The following is an 18061-nucleotide window of genomic DNA, read 5'->3' as shown; positions in this document are numbered from 1 at the left end:
ATAAAAAGCTGTACAGTCAAGTGTTTTTACTCTATTGTAATAATGTCGTAATAATGTACTATTGTAATAATGCGTAATAATGTATTTTTACTCTATCGTAATAATGTCCTTTAATATATAGTTAAACGATGGTGCTGAGCTGTCTTTATTTTCCACAAAGCCTTCACTAAGGTCTATGATATCATTTGGATTGTCAGTATTTACGCCTATGTAGTCACCTTTAAACACAGTAAGCCTATCCTTCTTAAACTGCTCGATAACATCTGCTACCATTTCCTTAGTGCCATCTGCCACAACAATATCATTAAACTCAAGCATTGAAACCCAGCCTTCATCAAAGCCGGCTCCCACATCATTACCATGTATATTACCTCTGATGTTCTTTTCTACCACCTTTCCATTAAGAACTGCATCAACGGCAGCCTTCATATATGGCTTCCAGTTAATCTTACACCCCGTAAGATATGTAGTTGGTGCTACATCAAACATACTCTGGTTATAGCTCACATTAAAAACAGGTACATCTGAGGATGTTTCCTCACAGGCAGTCGCTGGTCCTGCTGTATCTGAATGCTGTGATATAATAACACACTTCTCATTTATGAGTTCTCTTGCATACTTCTTTTCAGTACGATAATCATTCCACTTATATGTGTACTTTACCGTCATGGTAGTATTCCCCACAACTGATCTTGCTCCAAGCAAAAAAGCTGTATATCCTGATATAACCTCCGCATTAGGATACGCTGCAACATATCCTATCTTAGCCTCATTTTCTGTTATTATCCCTTCTGATATAAGCTCCTTCAGTTTTATGCCTGCCGCGACTCCTGCTGCATATCTTCCTTCATATATGGCACCCATAAATGTATGATAATTAGCATAGTATGGCTCCTCATTAGCATTAGAGCAGGTTGCCATGCAAAACTGCACATCTGGATACCTGCCAGCCAGCTCCTTAGTTGTTTCACCATAGTTATAGCTTGTAGAAAATATCAGATTACAGCCTGCATTTACAAGTCTTTCAAGATATTCTCTTTCTGTTCCCTCGGCAACATTATACATATGCATAACTTCTACCTTATCGCCATACTCTTCCTTAATGTCAGCAAGTGCCTCTATGAAATTGTCTGTATATGCAGTACTTGCATCACCTACATATATTATCCCTACCTTGATGCTCTTATCTTCATCTTTTCTTGAATAAACCATACAGGCACCTATGATGATGCTTACTGCAACACATGTTATAAGAGTTATGATACTCTCCCTGCTTACTATATAAGACAATACCCTGCCGGATATTTTCTTAATATTACTTATCTTCATCTGCTTCACCATCCTTATACAGATTATCAATGTCTATCCTGCCACTATCAATAAGTCTAAGCATAATATCCACAAGCTTTGGGTCAAACTGTGTGCCGCTGCCTCTTCGTATTTCCCCTAAAACATAGTCCTTATTAAGCTTCTTTCTATACACTCTGTTAGCTGTCATGGCATCAAATGTATCTGCTATTCCGATAATTCTTGCATTAAGCGGTATCTCTTCCCCCTTAAGACCATGCATATATCCTTTTCCATCATATCTCTCATGATGATAAAGTGCTCCTTCCTCAACATGGTTAACAAGGGTAAAGCTTTTAAGTATTTCCGCTCCTTTTTCAACATGTGATTTCATAATGGCATATTCTTCATCTGTAAGTCTTTCAGGTTTGTTAAGTATTCTGTCTGGAATACCTATCTTTCCTATATCGTGAAGCAGTGCCGCTTTTCTAAGGTTTTCACATTCTTCATCACTATATCCAAGCTCCTTTGCTATCATAACTGAATACTCAGATACTCTTAGTGAATGTTGGCTTGTATTAACATCCTTTGCATCAACAGTCCTTGCAATAGTAAGAACTGTTTCATTTCCCATCTCAAGCTGTTTCTTTACGAATTCGAGCTCTTTCTTCTGAAAATCAAGGGTTCTTTTAATCTGTGTATGGAATATTATCCACGTAAGATATGCAACTGTAAGTGCAAATATTCCGACCATATACACCTTAAACCACCAATAGTCATATATCTTTGCTTCCTTAATAATTGTATATGTGTTTTCAGATATTGGCACCCTGCCATTTTCATCAAGAACTGACAAATGAAATGTATATGTGCCTACAGGTATGTTCATATATATTATATTAGTTAGATCACTTTGCAATATTATCCTCGGTTCGGCATCATACCCTTCCAGATATATGCTTACATAAGGTGTATTAACAGAATAGTTTATAATCTCTGGGAACATCTCTATCATCTGTGCTTTGCTGTCAATATAAAGCTCTTCCCCTCTTTTTACCCTGAGACTTTCTCCATCTACCTTTACGGACTTCATCTGTATACGATATGATCTTATTCTGGCACTATAATCATTGAGATTGACTATCATTACACCATCATCTGTTGACATGTACAGATTATTATTCACATCAATATAATCCCATGCATTTGGTGTTAATGCATTTTCAAGTCCGCAATCCCCATTAAGCAGCTTATAATCAAGTTCTTTTCCAGAAAGTAAGGCACTCTTATCAACAACATATATTCCGGCTGAGCCCAGCACAAAAAGATTATCATTGTTCCCATTAACTACATTGTAATTATTATAGTAAGGAAAATTATCCAATATTCTTATAATGCCTGTCTTATCCATATAACACAGACTGTTACTTGTTACTATGAATACACCCTCGCCAGAAGCATCCTTTACCATTCTTAATATAACCGCTGAGCTAAGACCATCATCCTTATCATAATTATCTATTACTCTTCCATCACTAATAACTTCTATTCCATTGCCATCTGTTCCTGCAAGTATAACTCTTCCATAATCTTGTATATCTGTTTCAAGTGTACATAAAACCTTACTGTTTTTCATAGAATAACCTATATTGCCAATGACAGCTTCATCTACAATATAACTAAGTCCTGTATCACCTGCTGCAAGCATTGTATTATCACTTAACTCTGTTATAGTCCTGTATCTGTTTCCACTTAGTCCGTTATTCTCATCATATCTTATAATTTCACCACTATATGTAACCTCATATATTCCTTTGCCTGTTGTGCATATCCACATATTATTTTTACTGTCCGTTGTTATGCACCTTATTCTTACGTTATCAAGCTCTTTTACAAGTTTATTCACAAGCTCCTTTAAATCGCTGTCCAGCTTTTGAATATAATCACTATCAGCTGTAATACTGCCTGCAGCTGCATATGAAACGGCAATTCCACTATCTGTACCTATATAATAATTTCCATTCCACATTGTAACTGTATTTACAACCAGCTTTTCATCACTATGTTCATAATTAAGCTGTGTAAACGCTGATCTGCTTAATCTTAACAGCCCAAGTCTTGATGATGTAAACCAGAGATTTCCCTGATAATCTGCTGTCATATGATCTATTGAATTATTAAAGCTGCCTGTATCAATGTTTATAAATTGATTCTGACTGTCATAATATCCTGTACCATTATCTGCACATACAAAAAGTGTGCCATTTTCTGTTAATGTGTTATCTACAAAATATATTTCTTTAATATTATTAAGCTCATTACAGCTTACACTTTCCTTAAGTACATAAGCGTTATTATATAAATCATATTCATATTTATCTATATTTCCTTTTGATGTTCCCACATAAAGCATACCCGCATCATCAAATGAACACGTTGTATATCTTCCACCATCTGATGCACTATATTCTGAAATAACTGCTGCATTTTTTACAATACTTAGCTGTCCATTATCGCTGACAACTGCTATGTTACCATTCTTATCAGAGTCTGCACTTACAGCATATTTTATATCATCTATATAGCTTTTAACTGTTAATCCATCTGCAAGAGAAACTATTGACATAGCACCTGTCGTACCAATATAGTAATCACCATCAGAACCCTGTGTTATACACTTTACGGAATCAGCTGATAATCCCTCCTTTTCTGATACAACATTTATGATTGTTTCATCAATCATTATCGATACGCCGCCATCATTGGTTCCTATCCATAATCTGCCCTCTTCATCTTTATACAGACAGTTTACAGTCTTAACAGAGGCATATTCATCCACCCATTTAAACTCTGTACCATTATACCTGTATAAACCACCATAGGTTCCTATCCATAGTATTCCATCATTAGTCTGTGCTATATCATTGGCACAGCCGCCTGGTATTCCGTTTTCTCTTCCGTAAACTGTCTGCAGATAAGTATTATAATCCGGTGTTTCTTCTATATTATTCTGGTTATTCCTACTGTTATCAAAAGCTGCATACACGCACTTAGGTGTATTAACTTCTATAAGCTGTACTGCTGCCATAGCAGCTATCCCGATATATATACAGGCTGTCATTATCCTTTTATCAAATCTGTTCTTTCCCTTGTCATACCTTACAAATATATAGAGTGCAAGCACAGTTATGATCTTATCAGGAAAATCAATATAAAATTGTCCTGCAACGTGACTTAATAAATCATTAAATCCTATTCCTAAAAGCGACTCAATAACTCCATCACCCCATATATTATTGGTATAACCATTAAAAAACATATAATTAAAAATCACGGAAATAGAACACGAAACAAGTGCAATATAAAAGCTTGATGTCAGTGCACCAAGCAGTGTTTTCATATAATCCTTACTTATGCAAATTCCAGCAACAACTGCTATAGAAACACTTACTATGGCATAACAGGCATATGTCCACGAATATATTATAGAATAAAGAATATTGAGAGTAACTCCAACGATAACACCGCATACCGGTCCGCATACATAAGTGGCCGCAACTGTACCTAGTGAATCAAGCCATAATGGAAGCCTGAAATACCCAGCAATACACTTTCCTGCCAGATTCAGCAATACACATATTATTATAAACACGCTTATTGTATACCACTTATTTTTCTTCATAGGCTTTTCTCCGTTCAGTATGCTGTATTATCCGTTGGCTGTTATGTTTAATCCATCCTGACTGCTATGCATATTTTCAATACATAATCTAAGCATATCAGTAATGATTTAACTTTTACACTCTACCATAATAAAATTATAATTATTATATCAAAAAAATATATAACTGACAATGTATAAACGATTATTCTTTTGTATTGTAAGTTGCTATAATTTCATCCAGAATAATGTGGAAAAAGAATATTATTAAGGTTGTTGATAAAGAAGAAAATGCCGATTAATATATATATAAATATATAAATGGAGGCTGCTATGTGGGCTTACGAAAGTGTTTTTTATCAAATATATCCTCTTGGGTTTTCAGGAGCACCCTTTGAGAATGATGGTGTGCTTAACCACCGCATTTTAAAGATTAATGACTGGATACCACATATTAAAAGATTAGGTGCTGATGCTATATATTTTTCTCCTGTGTTTGAATCTGACACTCACGGATATAATACAAGAGATTATACAAAGATAGACACAAGGCTTGGTACTAATAAAGATTTTGCCAACGTGTGCTATAATCTTCATAATGAAGGAATAAAGGTTGTTCTTGACGGCGTATTTAATCATGTTGGCAGAGGTTTCTGGGCTTTTCAGGATGTGTTAAAGAACAGGGAAAGTTCCCCTTATATCAACTGGTTTGCAAGAATAGATTTTAATGGTAATTCTAATTATAATGACGGGCTCTGGTATGAGGGCTGGGAAGGCTGTTATGACCTTGTAAAGCTTAACCTGTATAATGAAGATGTTATACAGCATATTTTTAATGCTATCAAAGGCTGGGTTACGGAATTTGATATTGACGGCTTAAGACTTGATGTTGCTTACTGCCTCAATCACGATTTTCTTAAAAGATTAAGAAGCTTCTGTGACAGCTTAAAACCAGACTTTTTCCTGTTAGGAGAAACACTGCACGGCGATTATAACCAGATTATGAACGACGAAATGCTTCATTCAGTTACTAATTATGAGTGCTACAAGGGTCTTTATTCAAGCTTTAATTCAATGAATATGTTTGAAATTAACCATTCACTTTTAAGGCAGTTCGGACCTGAGAACTGGACACTATACAAAGGTAAGCATTTACTATCTTTTGTTGACAATCACGATGTCACAAGAGTTGCAAGCATACTGAATAACATCCGTCACCTTCCTTTAATATATGCTCTTGCTTTTGGTATGCCAGGAATACCTTGTGTATATTATGGAAGTGAATGGGGTGCAACTGGGCGTAAAGAAGATGGTGACCCTGCCTTAAGAGCCTGCTTTGACACACCTGTCTTTAATGAATTATCTGACTGGATTGCAAAGCTTGCCAATGCTAAAAAGATGTCACCAGCATTACAATATGGTAACTTCTCATCTATAATCCTCACTAATGAACAATGCGTATTCTTAAGAGAGTGGCAGGGTGAGCGTGTACTTGTTGCAATAAATGCCGCTGACTACAATTATTCTGCCTCATTTAATATGGGCTGTGACAAAGCATATGACCTTATAACCGATAGAGAAATACAGTTAAATAATGGATTGGAATTACCGGGATATAGTGCATTTTTCTTAAAATTATAACTACCCTGTCACACCACGCAATATCTTTTAATATGTTGCGTAATAATAAAATCAAAACAGAGAATAGAAAGTATAATCGGAGCTTCTCCTCCAATATACAACTTTCTATTCTCTGTTTTTATAATAATATTCTCTATAAGAATATCCTATACATCTATATTTTCTTATGTCTTATGACATCCGCAATTCTTAGTACTATAACAGCTACGATAGCAACGGCTGCGGCAATCCATACCCAGACTGGTACATTATGAATATTAAAACATCTTACATTTATCCACATCTGATTAATTCTCGCTGTTTCGTCATTATCAAAATACTGCATAATAGCACTTCTATGCATTACTTCTTCCGTTGGATACTGTGCTGACAACATTCCTTCTGTCTGCGCCTTAGATGTTCTTAATATATATCTTGAATCATTAGATACTCCTGAGAAGAAATATCCTAAAGAATAATCTATTGCATCAGCCTCACTTATTGTATCATCCTCTTCCATAAGTGACTCAAGACCATAATTCCATTTTAAATAATCATATATAACAGGACTCTGACCACCTGATATAACTGATGTATAGCCAATATAGTACATATTTCTTACTGCATTTTCTGGCATAGATACGAAATTAACAAATGCTTCTGCTACCTTCTTCTTTTCTGAATTGCCATTAATTCCTGATTTTAACATTGCCCAGCCATCAAAATACATATTAGTACATTCTTCTGGAATAGCAAAATTAAGATCGACATCATTAGCTTCTGCCTGCTGCATTATGTATACAGCATCACCTGACCACTGATAGCCAGCACTGATCTTACCTGTAATAGCATCAATCTTACCACTGTCAGTTTCAAATGAATATACATTATCTTTAACCTGCTGAAGATATTCTAATACTTCATCAACTGTATCCTTTGATGTGTCATTCATCTCCTCTGCCAGCTTATCAGTATAATCTGCCTGCCTGATAAAATCCTGTGACCTTAACTTATCAGACTTGATTGCACCAATTGCCGCAAACATAGTATCTCTTACATTATCCTTAACAGTAATCATACGTCTGAACTTATCATTATTAATAATCTTCCATGTCGATGCCTCTTGTTTTGTAACATCTTCTGGATTATATATAATACCTGTAACACCCCACATATATCCAGCAGCATATTTACTCCAAGGTTCACCATTGATTGTATTATTATCAAAAGTCTGCTTTATAAATGGTGAAACACCTTTTGCATAATAATTCTCTTTGATTCCTGTGTCGTAGAATTCATCAGAAAATGGTTCAAGCCAGCCCTCAGTCATAAGCTTCATAAACATATATTCTGAAGGACATATTAAATCGTACTCATCACCTAATGTAAGCATATTGTAAAGTTCTTCATTAGTTCCAAGACAGCTATATTCGACATTAACCTTCTTGCCATATGTCTTATAATACCATTGAACAAAATCATCAACCATAGAATTATCGCCCCTGATATCTGTGCTCTCAAGATCTATTGTTTCATCAGCGTTCCAGCCGCCTTCATCTATATACTCTTCCCAGTTACATATTCTAAGTGTAATTGTATCGTTATCTGCCGCCTCTGTTTTAGTAGAATTAAATCCTTTCCACACTCCTGTTATACTTCCAGACAGCATTTCAACAACCAAAATCATAGCAAGCGAAACTTTTATAACCTTTTTAGTCAAATGTCTGATATAAGATGTAATATCTATAATCACATTTTTATTCATTAATGTTTCTCCTTCTGGGCTTCATTCTTTATAGGTGCAAAATTCATAACAACTTCAACTATAACTACAATCAGGAATATAATTGTCGATAATGCCCATAATGCAGTCTTAATATTAGTCTGCGAACCCTTTGTTGCATTAACAACATATGTACTTATTGTATCAAATGTTGCCGGTTTCGTATAAGTTGCCACAAAATAATCATCAAGTGATAAAGTAACTGCCATAACGAATCCTGAAACAATACCTGATGCAATCTGAGGTATAATAATATGAATTAACGTATATCCCGGTGTTGCTCCAAGGTCAAGTGCAGCCTCATAAAGACTTGGGTCCATCTGCTTTAACTTGGGAACAACCGCAAGATATACAAATGGTGCACTAAGCACTGTATGTCCTATTACAAGTGGAATATAAGTATTCTTGCTTACCCCGAATACAACAACCAGAAGAATACATAATGAAAAACCTGTCACGACATCGGCATTAACAACTGGTATCTGGTTAAGAACTGACATTGTACCATTAACATTTTTCTTAGAATAAAATGCTCCAATTGCACCTGTTGTTCCAAGTATTGTAGCAAGCACCGCACTTCCAATTGCAAGTGCAATTGAACCTATAATCATATCTATAAGCTCTGGTGTTGTAAATAATGTCACATAATTATGGAACGAAAATGAATGAATAGCCCCAATATTAGGTGAATCTGTAAAACTATATACTGCTAATATAAGAATCGGAACATACATAAATATAAGTACAAGACCGATAATTGCATATTTAACACATTTTTTAAACATACCTGTCCTCTTTCCCGTCACATATATCTACAGCCTGCGTCCTGAACCTTCATTATCGCTGTCTGCTGATATAAGACTGATTATACATATAATTATAAGAAGTATAAGTGCTATCATTGAACCATTGTTCCAGTCGTATGCACTAAAATAGCTTCCTATAAGACTACCCATAATATATGTACTGTTATAAAGCATATCAAGCACTACATAATTAGTCATCGCTGGCAGGAACACCATTGATATTCCACTTATAATTCCCGGTACAGATAATGGCAATATAATCCTTATAAATGTCTGAAAATTATTAGCCCCCAGATCATTTGCTGCTTCTATAATGCTGTTATCCATTTTCGATAATGTTGTATATAATGGGAGTATCATAAATGGAAGAAAATCGTAAGTCATTCCAATAACTGTATTAATAAATGGATAAAATGCAAGATTACCTTCTATTAATGAAAGAACTTCCTTAAGTGCTGTAATTCTAAGTGTAAAGTTAATCCACATTGGAAGCACAAAAAGCATAAGAATAACTGCTTTTCTTTTAATCTCGCTCTGTGCAAGTATGTATGCAACTGGATACGCTATTAAAAGACACACTATAGTTACAACAAATGCCAGTGCAAAACTGTAACACAATGTTCCAAGTGTGTTAGGATCTGTAAAGAAATTACAGAGATTACTTACTGTAAACTGTCCCTGTCCATTGGTAAATGCATAATATATCAATACAAGCAAAGGGGCTGCAACAAATAATAAAAGGAATATCCCATAAGGAATTCCAAGCTGCTTACGCGATAATACATTATTCATCTTTATTAATTCCTTTCCCTTTACTTACTTTTTTAACTGGAACTTCATCTTGTCTTCTAGCATAACAAGCCCTACAGCATCGTCCATATTCCACAGGTACTCATCATCTACAATAAGGTCGTGTCCATATTCTGTTCTTATAACGTAACTGTAATGGTCACCCTTATAGATAAGGTTGATAATATGTCCAGATACAAGACCTTCCTCCACATTATCACTCATTCTTATATCATATGGCTGGATTGAAACCATAACCTTTAACTTATCTGTATCAACAGCCTCGTTATTCTCATCAACTAAAACATTGTCCTTCATACTTGATTTAGGAATAACCTTTGTTAAATCGCAATTAATAACCTTGCCATTAAAATCAAGTGTATAATCGCTATTAATATTAGTAACAAAGCTTGTTGTATGATCCTCAGCAAGCATAATATGAATTCCGTCCGGCTCAAGCTTCATACCAATTCTTTCACCGACAGAATAACATTTTGTCGTTCTTATAACCATCTCGTACTTGCCCGATTCAACAGTAACCTCATAGTGCATACCCTTGAATATAACCGACACAACTTCACCCTCAACAACTCCGTCCTCCGGCTTAGTTATAATTACATCTTCCGGTCTTACAACAACATCAACGAGAGTACCCTCTGCAACATCGTCCATTCCTATGAATTCACCGCCGCAAAATCTTACTTTCATATGTCCTGTCATAATACCTTTGAAAATGTTACTTTCACCGACAAAGTCAGCTACAAACGCATTCTGTGGCTCATTATATATATCCTCAGGCGTACCAATCTGCTGTATCCTGCCTTCTGAAAGAACAACAATCTTATCAGACATTGTAAGTGCTTCTTCCTGATCGTGTGTTACATATATAAATGTAATTCCAAGTTCATCGTGCATATGCTTCAATTCAAGCTGCATTTCCTGACGCATTTTCAAATCAAGTGCACCTAGGGGCTCATCAAGCATGAGAATTTCCGGCTCATTAACTAAGGCTCTTGCAATTGCAATTCTTTGCTGCTGTCCACCTGATAAGGTAGATATCTTTCTATTCTCAAACCCCTCAAGGTCAACCATATCAAGAACTTTCTTTACTTTCTTTCTAATCTCCTCTTTTGGCAGCTTTTTGAGTTTAAGTCCAAATGCTATATTGTCATATATATTCATATGTGGAAATAAAGCATATCGCTGGAATACTGTATTAATAGGCCTTTTGTTTGCTGGAAGCTGTGATATATCTTCTCCATTAAGAAGTATCTCTCCACTTGTTGGCATCTCAAATCCTGCTATCATTCTTAATGTAGTAGTCTTACCACATCCGGATGGTCCAAGAAAAGTGACGAACTCTCCTCTTTTTACCTCAAGATTAAAATCGTCAACAGCCTTAAATCCATTATCACTATATACTTTACTAATATGTCTTAATTCTATTATATTATCTGCCATCGTTCTCCTTTTGCACCTCGTGGTTAATTTATTAATTCAGCATATATGCCTTATTACTTCTATCTGTTATTTTAATAATTATACATAGATTTATCAATAATAATCTTCAATATCTCATTATATTGTTACTTTATTGCCTTATTATTCTATTACTTTATTATTTAGTCTGCCTGTCAGGTACGTTGACTATACTATCTATCTTCTGCTTTAATATTGACAGGCTTCCCATTCTCTTTAATGCCATATCAGACTGCTCCTCCATCTGCTTTAGCTTCTGCGTATTTCCCATTGTCTTATATACATTTTTATAAAATTCCGCATTATAATACTCTGCAACCGCTATGCTTTCATCCAGTTCATTGTCCTGAATATTATCTATCACAATCTTATCCCTGCTGGCATAATCTACTGCCCTGCCATATTCATCATTCTTATACAGGTTCATAAACCAGCGTGTATTATATGTCCTGTTCTCATCATTATAATTCTCTGCTACCGCTATTATCATCGCAGCATTAAGAACAACAAGAATTACAATAATTATATCCATAATAATTAATCTGCTTTTCTTCATAATAATCCTCATTCCTGCGCACATTTTGCGCATATCGGCTTTGTGTCAAATGTATACAAACATAAATCCTGCGTATAAAAAATCCATTTTCACATCTATCCTCTTTGTATAAGGCACTGCTCAATTCGTGCGCTTGAAAATGTATCAATAGCCTCTAAATCCTCATCTGTAATGTGATAATATTTCTTAAGCAGTACTCCCATATCTTCCCGCATTTTGTTAAGATACTTTTCATTGTCTGATGTCATAGTTACTTCTTTATCTTTATATGCCGATAACTGTGTATAGTAGTAAAACTGCGAAAGATAATATGCCAGATTAGACACATCTGACTGTGTAAGATTATAATTATCACTATCGTTAGTATTCATAAATCCCACTGACCACACATAATATCTTACACCCATAAGAACCGAATATTCTTTATCAAATGCTTTATTATCAAGAGCATCTATCTCATCACTATAATCCGATAATTCCTTATAACTACTGCTATCAAGATATGAATATATTTTATTACTTATTTCTGTATAATTATTCGTTATTGCTGATTTCTTTACAGCCTTTTTTACAGAGCCAGTTAATGCAATACCAATAAATGCTATAAGAAGCAGTGCAATAACAACTGCGGGTATTGCAAATGCGTAAGCTTTCTTTGAATTACTGTCCGCCTTATTATGTACATTCTTTTCTGTATTATTGAAATCTTTATCATACCTGTCTATGGCTTTTTTATGACTTTCTGTATAATACTTATCTTCCATCTATTATCTCTTTTCTTATATTATTAACGGCAATGCTTTCGTTGTGTCTGTCAATTGCTTTTACAGAAAATATAGCTGCCACCAGTATGATTACAACCGCCAGTACAAGGACAAGCACTTTTACAGCCTCTTCTACAATTATTTTTTTATTAATATCAGCAAGTTCTGCCAGCCTTTGCCTAAGTCCTGCCAGTCCTTTCATATATGATTTTTCCTGTCCATAATAATTGGAATTGCCACAATATGGACACTGGCTGAGATTTTTATTAAATTCTGCGCCACACGAAGGACATATCACATTCATTTTATTATTCATACTTATTTTTCACACTTTCTTCTATAATAAGTTGGATTTGCGTACTATCCGCCGTCCTTATAGCCTGCACCTGTTCATCACTCACATAAAAATATGTCTTTAATATTGCATCCATATTCTTATAAATCTGTTCTACCTTCTCATCAGACGTATCTCCAACCGCAAGCTTTCCATATATATAATGAAGGTTATCCAAATCATAAAATTCATCCAGCAGACCACAAATATCTGTCAGTGCCTTATTCTTATAAAATATATTATCCGCGGCAAGATATTCACTTATATAATTATTCACAAATATGTATATCTGTGCAGCCTCTATCTGTGGGTGATAATCAAGATACGGACCATCTGACCAGCCTGATATATTAATGCTGTCACTATAATTAAAGAAATCATAGTAATCTTCATTCTCCCAATATCTGTCTAACGTGGCTGTCACCGTATCATATTCACTAACAGCATTTTTCTGCTTAATAAAATACCAGTCGTGTGTAAGCATATACACCACCAGACCAATAAACATTGCAAGAAGCACCGCTATAGCCACTCCACGCACAAGCACTTTTACTGTATACAGCTGCTGTGCGCTTATTGATTTTTCCGCCGTATTAACTTTTGACTGATATTTGTCATAATCTTTTTTATAGGCTTCCCCTGCCCTATTCTTCCTGCCACAATGCGGACACACCTCATCGGTCAGATTAAGCACTGCCCCACAATACTGACATTTCATATTAAATGTACTGCCTTTATAAATATTCTCCCTTTCCACGCTTTCCCTCACTTTTTCTCTCTTTTATGCTATTTATAGATAATTATTTATTGTATATACGAATAAAATGTATTATTTTATACTATACTTTAATATAATATATATTTTTCATATTAACTAAGCGTAATATGCTAAAATCTTCTTTGATGAAATATTCTTTAATGAAACATACGTTATTATAATATATAATCAGTCTTATTGCATTAGTTTATATTTTGTTTTTATAATTCACATTTTACTCACATCTTTTACATATCACGTTCACATTTTCCCTCTAATATAATCATTGTTGAAAGACATATGACATTGCTTTCAATAAACTTTTTCATAAACAGATAACTACCTACTCCCTTAAATTTGTAGTTATCACTCTCCCAAAAAGAACCTGAATGATAATCATATCAATTGCCACTTGGTATCATTATCATTCAGGTTCTTTTAGTTTATTTATTAAATATTGTAACCACTTTAATTACTTTGCTGTTTCTATCAACACATTTTGTCCTATAAGTCCTACTTTGCATTAACTCCTGCGATATCCTTAATCACCTCTCCAGCAATTATAAGCCCTACAACAGATGGCACAAACGCCACACTTCCTGGAATATCACGTCTTTCTGTACATTTGTGTTCTGCTCCTGGAGGGCATATGCAGTTAGTACGACAGCTTATCGACATATCCTCGATTGGTCTTGTTGGCTGTTCCTCTGAATATACAACCTTAAGCTTCTTAACGCCACGTTTCTTAAGTTCACGGCGCATAACCTTCGCAAGAGGACACACCCTTGTCTTATATATATCTGCAACCCTGAATGCTGTCGGATCCAGCTTATTACCAGCTCCCATACTGCTTATAACCGGGATTCCAAGTTCATTTGCTTTCATAATAATTGAAATCTTAGCTGTCACAGTATCTACCGCATCAATTATATAATCATACTCATCAAATGGAAATTTATCAGCATTTTCTGGAAGAAAGAAACAATTATGAATTCTTACATCAACATTGGGATTAATCTCCAGCATTCTCTCTTTCATAACCTCTGTCTTATACTTTCCAACAGTTTTTCTTGTTGCTATAATCTGTCTGTTAAGATTAGTAAGACATACTTTATCATCATCTATAAGGTCAAATGCACCTATGCCACTTCTTACAAGTGCTTCACAGGCATAACCGCCTACTCCACCTATTCCGAATACAGCAACTCTCTTATTAGCTAGTTCCTGCATTGCACTTTCACCTAGTAATAATTGTGTTCTTGAAAACTGATTTAACATCTTTATCTCCATTCCGAATTATTAATTACTAAACCTACCATTATGGTAGTATTTCAATAAGAGATTATATTATAATCAGCGGTTTCTGTCAAAGTAATACTTTTATTACTCTTTCATACATCTTCTATATATTGACATCTATATATTCACATCTATATATTTTCTTCTATATATTCACGTCTACATATTTTTATTTATATATCTGCATTTTATATTTACATCTATATATTTTTATTTATATATTCTCATTTCTTATTGTTTCTATAATATTCTGCTTTCTTATCTGGACTAATGAATATTTCATAATTCCAAGAAGCAGTATAATCACAACAACAACCGCAATAACTATAGCCGGCAATGGAAAAACATATCTTAACTGTGACTCTCCTGCTGATATATATATGACATAAGAAAGCAGGGTTCCTGACACTACACCAATTATAAGGGCTTTACTTCCATAAAATACACTTTCCATCCTTATCATTTTATCAAATTCTCTCTTTGTCATACCTATCGACTGAAGCATTGCAAACTCTTTGCCTCTTAATTCCATTCCGGTTGTAACAGTATTAAATATATTTGTAATTCCAATCAATGAAACAACAGCAATAAATCCATATAAGAATATCTTGATTGTCAGAATTAGATTTTCATTGTTTCTTCTTTCCTGTGCCGCATTAACTATGTTATTCTTCCCAATATCAAATTCATTCACAAGTATATCCTGTGCTTTATCAGGGTCGTCACAGTTAATATTAAGAAGTACACTGCAATCAATATCCCCGGGATTAAACTGATTCATATAATCATCACTTACAATAAGATAGCCATAAGAAGTATAAGCATTTTCATATCCGAATGGCCTTTCATTGCTAAGTGCCACAATCTTTATATCGTAAAATGTTGTATCATCTGACGATTTACTATTATCCAATGATTTACTGCTGTTTGAAGTATCAATTCTATAAGTTAATACATCACCAGCTTTATAACCATCATATACATTAAAATATTTTACGTTATTTCCATTATTAATGTACTGATATGTATTATCTACAAGTATTCCTCCGCTCTGTGCAGTTTCCTTGCTTATACCAAGCTTTTTAATATACTTTTCATATTCTTCATTACCTAATGAAATAATACTTATATAGTAACCAGTATTTTCTGATAAACCTGCCTCATATTTATTTACTTTCTTATAATCACTACTATACTTTGGTTCATCTTTTAATGAAGCATAAAAGCCTCTTGCAAATGTAAAATCTGTTATATTTGTTTCATTATTTATCCTGTTCACAATATCACTTACTTTTTTATCAGCCTCATCTACAGACATACTTTTATATGAAGACATATACACCCTTAAATCTATATTGCCATTAGCGTATCTGTTGGCTGAATCTGTTAATAAACTCATAAATCCATATAAAGCAATAAATGTCATTACACTAAGCGCAATAGAAATAGTGATTACCCTGTATTTTCTCTTGTTACGCTTCATATTCTTATAGGCAATGACGCCTCCTTCACCCCATACTTTACTGACTAATTCAGGTGTCCTTAATGACTTAGATTTTATCTTGATATCTTCACTATGATTGATAGCCATTATTGGTGACATTCGCGAAGCCCTTATTGCTGGTACTAATGCCGACAATACAATCGTAACTATCGCAAGTACAATTGATAAAAGTACTCCTAATAAAGATGGTGCATACACAATGCTCATTTCTAATGTATCAATAAGCATTTTGTTACTCAATATGACAAGAATATAACTTGCTGACAGACCCCCGACTATGCCTGCTGCAACACCTATTACACCCATAAACGCAGCTTCAAAAAATACATTTTTTCTAATCTGGCGTGGAGTAGCACCGATTGAAGCTAACATTCCGTACTGTTTAGTTTTCTGGTTAATAGATATAGCAAAGCTGTTACTTATACATACCGCTGAAGTTATAATAATTATAACCATAACAACAGCCGCCATATTATATACAAATGCAACACTTGAATCATAAAACACTTCATACTTTATAATACTGTTATTAATGTAATATGAATGTGCCTTATCAAGCTGATTCTTTAATATCCCTGCCTCTTCATCTGTTGGACTGCCTGAATACTGCTTGTTAAATAAAATTCTATCGACACCTAATATATCCGCAATTATATTATATCTGTCTTTAAGTACCTTTTTATGAAACCTGATATATATGTCCGATTTATTCAAAGATGTATCTGACTTATTTGCAAATGTAATGACCGAATAACCCGGTGCAGTTCTTGGTTCTTCACCATATGGAAGCCTGTCACATATTCCCACAACCTTATACGTCTTAGTCTTCTTTACATCAAGCAGCTCATCTTCTCTATAATCATCATTCTGATAAAGTTTTTTACCATTATATGTCCTGTCGCCTACATCAAATGTAATCTCATCTCCAATATTATATTTAACACCACCATTGGTCTTAATATGACTTGATATAACTATTTCGCTGTCATCTTCTGGAAGTCTTCCTGATGTTACATTTATTTCTGCCTTTTCAAATGTATCACTATCAAGTGCTTCAATATAAACATAAGGTTTACTGTCATTAACACAGCCGTCAAGCACTGCATAACCAACTTCGTGCATTTCGTAATAACTTTCCACCTGCCTGTTATTAATAATTGACTCCTTTTCCTTATCAGTCATATCATATAAGAGAAGATGAAAATCTCCATCTACCTTCTTTGCTCTTAACGTTATGCTTTCTTTTAAACTTACCGCCATAGCTGCAACCGCAGTCAGAAGTGACGTTGCAAGTATAATACCAATAATTGTAACAATTGTTCTTTTTTTATTAAGCTTTAGATTCCTTATTGTCAACCTGTTAAGTATCTGCATATAAACTCTCCTTTCCAGCCCGTTTCATGAATTTACATAATTCTATAT

The 18061-nt window shown here is 34.4% G+C and carries 13 protein-coding genes; 1 reads left to right on the top strand and 12 read right to left on the bottom strand.

The annotated features are described in order from the left end of the window. Positions 1–87: 87 nt before the first annotated feature. Both WMO42_RS01720 and WMO42_RS01715 read right to left on the bottom strand, forming a co-directional pair. A complete protein-coding gene (locus tag WMO42_RS01720) occupies positions 88–1329 on the bottom strand; it encodes a BMP family ABC transporter substrate-binding protein (protein ID WP_318295558.1) in 1242 nt (413 codons plus the stop codon). After that, positions 1316–4969: an HD domain-containing phosphohydrolase gene (locus WMO42_RS01715; protein ID WP_349191406.1), complete on the bottom strand. Its 3654-nt coding sequence runs from the start codon at positions 4967–4969 to the stop codon at positions 1316–1318. The genes WMO42_RS01720 and WMO42_RS01715 overlap by 14 nt, the downstream gene beginning before the upstream one ends. Before the next feature lie 312 nt (positions 4970–5281). On the opposite strand from WMO42_RS01715, the gene WMO42_RS01710 reads away from it, so the two are divergent. Next, positions 5282–6589 carry an alpha-amylase family glycosyl hydrolase gene (locus WMO42_RS01710; RefSeq protein WP_349191405.1) on the top strand — a complete coding sequence of 436 codons (1308 nt, stop codon included), beginning with the start codon at positions 5282–5284 and terminating at the stop codon, positions 6587–6589. A gap of 154 nt (positions 6590–6743) precedes the next feature. Here WMO42_RS01710 and WMO42_RS01705 read toward each other — a convergent pair whose 3' ends face one another. The 10 genes from WMO42_RS01705 to WMO42_RS01660 all read right to left on the bottom strand — a co-directional run bounded on the left by WMO42_RS01705 (position 6744) and on the right by WMO42_RS01660 (position 18013). Then, positions 6744–8333: an extracellular solute-binding protein gene (locus tag WMO42_RS01705; RefSeq protein ID WP_349191404.1), complete on the bottom strand. Its 1590-nt coding sequence runs from the start codon at positions 8331–8333 to the stop codon at positions 6744–6746. Continuing rightward, positions 8333–9136 (bottom strand): ABC transporter permease, encoded by an 804-nt coding sequence (locus WMO42_RS01700; protein WP_055175303.1) that lies wholly within the window; start codon positions 9134–9136, stop codon positions 8333–8335. Before WMO42_RS01700 ends, WMO42_RS01705 begins: the two co-directional genes overlap by 1 nt. 27 nt (positions 9137–9163) lie before the next feature. Continuing rightward, positions 9164–9949: an ABC transporter permease gene (locus WMO42_RS01695; RefSeq protein ID WP_022501693.1), complete on the bottom strand. Its 786-nt coding sequence runs from the start codon at positions 9947–9949 to the stop codon at positions 9164–9166. Between the two features lie 24 nt (positions 9950–9973). Further along, entirely contained in the window at positions 9974–11407 is a 1434-nt protein-coding gene (gene potA / locus WMO42_RS01690; RefSeq protein WP_349191403.1) for a polyamine ABC transporter ATP-binding protein, read from the bottom strand. Positions 11408–11564: 157 nt separating this feature from the next. Beyond that, complete coding sequence (locus WMO42_RS01685) at positions 11565–11981, bottom strand: hypothetical protein (protein WP_022501695.1); 417 nt, start codon at positions 11979–11981, stop codon at positions 11565–11567. 95 nt (positions 11982–12076) lie between these two features. Then, entirely contained in the window at positions 12077–12745 is a 669-nt protein-coding gene (locus WMO42_RS01680) for a hypothetical protein (RefSeq protein ID WP_022501696.1), read from the bottom strand. Further along, positions 12735–13061: a hypothetical protein gene (locus WMO42_RS01675; RefSeq protein WP_022501697.1), complete on the bottom strand. Its 327-nt coding sequence runs from the start codon at positions 13059–13061 to the stop codon at positions 12735–12737. The genes WMO42_RS01680 and WMO42_RS01675 overlap by 11 nt, the downstream gene beginning before the upstream one ends. Next, positions 13054–13836, bottom strand: coding sequence for a zinc ribbon domain-containing protein (locus WMO42_RS01670; protein ID WP_022501698.1), 783 nt, complete (start codon positions 13834–13836; stop codon positions 13054–13056). The genes WMO42_RS01675 and WMO42_RS01670 overlap by 8 nt, the downstream gene beginning before the upstream one ends. 513 nt (positions 13837–14349) lie before the next feature. Further along, positions 14350–15114 carry a tRNA threonylcarbamoyladenosine dehydratase gene (locus WMO42_RS01665; protein WP_349191402.1) on the bottom strand — a complete coding sequence of 255 codons (765 nt, stop codon included), beginning with the start codon at positions 15112–15114 and terminating at the stop codon, positions 14350–14352. A gap of 235 nt (positions 15115–15349) precedes the next feature. Further along, entirely contained in the window at positions 15350–18013 is a 2664-nt protein-coding gene (locus tag WMO42_RS01660) for an ABC transporter permease (RefSeq protein ID WP_349191401.1), read from the bottom strand. Positions 18014–18061 lie beyond the last annotated feature (48 nt).

Source organism: Lachnospira sp. CLA-JM-H23 (assembly GCF_040096425.1).
In the GTDB taxonomy this organism is placed as follows: domain Bacteria; phylum Bacillota; class Clostridia; order Lachnospirales; family Lachnospiraceae; genus Lachnospira; species Lachnospira rogosae.
Note: the sequence above shows the minus strand (reverse complement) of the source record. Positions and strands in the feature narration are given on the sequence as shown.